This is a genomic window from Arthrobacter sp. MYb221 (genome assembly GCF_002979835.1).
In the GTDB taxonomy this organism is placed as follows: domain Bacteria; phylum Actinomycetota; class Actinomycetes; order Actinomycetales; family Micrococcaceae; genus Glutamicibacter.
Genome location: NZ_PCPW01000030.1, coordinates 1 through 3,469 on the forward strand (window position 1 = coordinate 1; position 3,469 = coordinate 3,469).

A 3,469-nucleotide genomic window follows, 5' to 3' on the forward strand; every position below is an offset into this window, starting at 1 on the left:
ACGGATCGGGTGTTGCGGTATCGGGTGAAGGGCTTAGCGGCGACTCATTAATTTTCTACCGATGTCCAGAGCCCTGATGTTCGGCCCGTCGAGCTGAATCATCACGCTCTTGGAAACCAGCCGGTTCAGAATCGACTCCGCAATCACCGCATCATGCGACGACCTATACCAATCCTCAGGATCGAATTGCGAGGTGATAATCGTTGAACCACGATGCTCCCTCGCTGACAGAATATTGAGTAGTTCACCAGCGATATGACTGCTGATTGGTGTAGTCAAAAAATCATCGAGCAACGAAATCTCGTAGTCATGCAGTTTCTGCAAAAACCGCAGCCGCTCCGGATCAGTCCGGTGAAACACCGACAGATGGTTCGCCAGATCATCTAGCCTGAAGTACCGGGCTGTGAAACCTTGCCGGCACCCAGCATTCAACAACGCCTGAGCCAAGTAGGTCTTCCCAACACTGGACTGGCCAAGAATCACCACGTTCGTAGGGTCCTGGACCCACTGGCACGAAGCCAACCGGCCCACAACTTCGCGGGTCAACGACCGGTCCGGCAAATAATGAATATCCTCAACACAGGCACCAAGGTTGGGGGTTCCTGAGGCTTTGAGCAGCCTCTGCGTTCTTCGTTCGTTACGGGCCTCGTTCTCCTGCTCCAACGCGTACCTGATCTTCTGGGAGAAGGTCCATTCGTCGAATCCGGGATCATTGGCCACGCTGATCGCTGCTTTACCGAAAGCCGTCATCCGCAAGGCAGTGAATAGGTCCATGTCCTGCTCGGTCAGATGCTGCTCATTCATGGTTTTCTCCCTGCCTGGTCGCGGATGCTTCTGGTGCGCTGGTCATTGCGGCGAGTCTGAACGCACTGGCACCAGCCAAATACGCCTTGCCCGTATCCCTCACCCTCGCTGCTGGTTGCCCTTTGCTGTCCTTGTTGGGCGAAGCCGCCGGCCGGGCCATGACGGTGGGCCTGCCCGCAGCTTCAGCACGCAACACCGTGACGCGGTGCTTCACCGCGGTGTAGCTGATGCTGGTGCGTGGGTCACCGCATAAGTCATGGCAAGCGCGTTCCAGCAGGCTCCGGTTCATTCCCTTCCCCAAAGCCAGGATGTTCATGCAAGAACGGAAACCGTGGGCCTCGATCTTCTTCTGATCCAACAACCGCGTCACTGCTTCAGCGGCGCTTGGGCCAACCTTGCTGGCCTGCCGCAGAAAATATGCTCGCGTCCAAAGCAGCGAGGTGTCCTCATAGCCAGCCGGGGCATGCTCAGGATTCGTGACGAACGAATAACGCCGGGTCCCATGGGTATGCTCGGCAATAGTCAGCCCCTGAGTCATCACTGAAACCTGCTCACCGATGATCCTCACGTCGACGCTCTGCCCGGCATACTGGCTGGGAACGGAGTATTTGATGGTATCGACCATCAAATGCCAGTCACGAGAAACTTTGGCTTTCCGCCAGTCAATCTGCTGCCACCGCGTCTGCGGCAGGTCCATCAGTTCATGGCGTTCATCCTGTTCGAACCATTGCTGCCGGGACCGCGGTTCACCACGGAACGGGGTACGCTCATTGATCCATTCCACCCGCGTCGCCACGGCTTCATTCAGGTCATCCAGGGACGCGAATCGCTGATCATTCAAGTAGCGGATGATCCAGTTCGTCACGACCTGCACCCCGGATTCCACGTTGCCCTTGTGCTGCGGCTTGTATGGGTTGGTCGGGACGGCCGCAGTTCGGTAATGTTCCAGGAATACTGAGTAGGATTGATTCACCTCCCTCACGTTCTCATAACGGCTGATCGCGTTGGAGGGTGTCGAGGCGTTGTCTGGGATGATCACTTGGGCAACGCCTTGCGCATATTCAAAAGCCCTACGGTGCGCATCGCACCACGAGCCGAGCTTCTCGTCCAGATATCCGTAGGCGAAAACCAAGCCCGAGTACGGCAGCGTGGCCACGAACACTGAAACTTTCGTGGTGCGGCCAGTGATCGGGTCGACCAGCAGCATTTTCGTGTCGGCCCAGTCCACCTGCATCGTATGCCCCGGCTCGTGGGCGATAGGACTGGTCAGGTTCCTTGTCTGGACTTGCTCCGCGACCAGTTGGCAGAACCTTTCGTATTGGTAATGCCGTTGCGTACCGACGACTTCGGTCCGCAGGTAACGGGCCCAAAGAACCTTCAGCGGGGGCTTCTTCCTGCCGATCCGAGCTCTGATCACTGCCTCGATATCAATCGGCATAAAATTGATGGAGACAGTCTTACGTCCATCAGTGAAGCACTGTTCCAGTACTTCATCGCTCAGATCATTGACCTGCTCAGCAGTCGTGAGCTCTTGCTCATCGATCACTTGACGTGCTTTGGAGATCGTTCTCGGCGAGCAGTTCAGCCGTGATTGCACCTGCCGGTAGGAACGCCCCTGCAACAGCAAGAGCATGATTTTGCGGTAATCAGCCATGTCGGATGATTCCTTTCGACGGCCACGACGTCGGTGTCATGGGTGTCAGGATCATCTTTCCGTCGAAACCAGCAAAGCGCTATCCGATCTCCGCACAGGTGCTACCAAATACGTCTGCTATACAGCCTGACGAGCAGCGACTGCCCGAGAGCCTCTAAGCCTATGAGGAGATTTATTCCTGCTTCGGCGTCGGGAAGATGCGGCATGAAATGAAGAATGTGCATATCGACTAATTCAGACCGATCGCTCGGTGCACCGTTCAGAGACTGATGAAGAAGCTGGGGATTGACGGTGTACGGCGCAAGCGGAAGAAACCGCTGACTCGGAATCATGTCCTATGGATTTGGTGTACCGCCAGTTCACCGCGGAGGCTTCAGCCAAGCGCTGGGTCGCCGATATTACCTATGTGCCCACCCGGACGGGGTGGGTGTGCGTGATGTTCATTTTGGAAGTCATCAAATGTGAAATTGTTGGCTGACAGGGGACGGACCACATGCGGGAGTCGCTGGTCAGGGATGCGTTGATGATCAATCTGGCCAGAAAATATCGGGAAGGTGGGGACTTGACGAAGCTGATTCATTATTCGGACCGCGGAATGCAATTCAGGTTGATCAGGTACTACCAGGCATTGGCCGCGTCCAAGGTCGTTGCATCGGTTGGGTCCCATGGGGATTCTCTGATCACCGGCTAGTCCATTCCGTCCTGCTGAAATTCCCTAGAAACTCTCTGCCTGTTGCGTCGCAAGGGATGAGTCCGATTCTCATGTGTCATGGAAACACCTCAGGAGTTGTGTTTGGAGTAATCGCACGGCTGGTACCGGGAGCAGAATTCTTGGGCTCTCGCGGGCGGAGTTTGATAGGAAAAAATCAAAGATCTTGTCTCAGAAACTTGACCAGCGCACTTGGTGCCAGGTCGGGAAGAACGAAAATCACGACGGCCGAGCTTATCGACCATGTGATTCTTGATATGAGCGGTCCTGGCTTGCTGGTCATGCACCGTGGTGACTTTGAA

The 3,469-nt window shown here is 55.6% G+C and carries 2 protein-coding genes and 1 pseudogene; all 3 read right to left on the bottom strand.

Annotation, left to right across the window (positions count from 1 at the left end):
- Positions 1-33: 33 nt before the first annotated feature.
- Entirely contained in the window at positions 34-804 is a 771-nt protein-coding gene (locus tag CQ015_RS18470; RefSeq protein WP_105650837.1) for an ATP-binding protein, read from the bottom strand.
- Positions 797-2,458 carry an IS21 family transposase gene (gene istA / locus CQ015_RS18475; protein ID WP_105650838.1) on the bottom strand — a complete coding sequence of 554 codons (1,662 nt, stop codon included), beginning with the start codon at positions 2,456-2,458 and terminating at the stop codon, positions 797-799. Before istA ends, CQ015_RS18470 begins: the two co-directional genes overlap by 8 nt.
- Positions 2,459-3,328: 870 nt before the next feature.
- Positions 3,329-3,469: pseudogene (locus CQ015_RS18485) on the bottom strand (IS3 family transposase); the annotation flags it as partial.

Bases quoted from the DNA above. Each gene is read 5' to 3' on its own strand.
- CQ015_RS18470 (WP_105650837.1), bottom strand. From the start codon at position 804: ATGAATGAGCAGCATCTGACCGAGCAGGACATGGACCTATTCACTGCC.
- istA (WP_105650838.1), bottom strand. From the start codon at position 2,458: ATGGCTGATTACCGCAAAATCATGCTCTTGCTGTTGCAGGGGCGTTCC.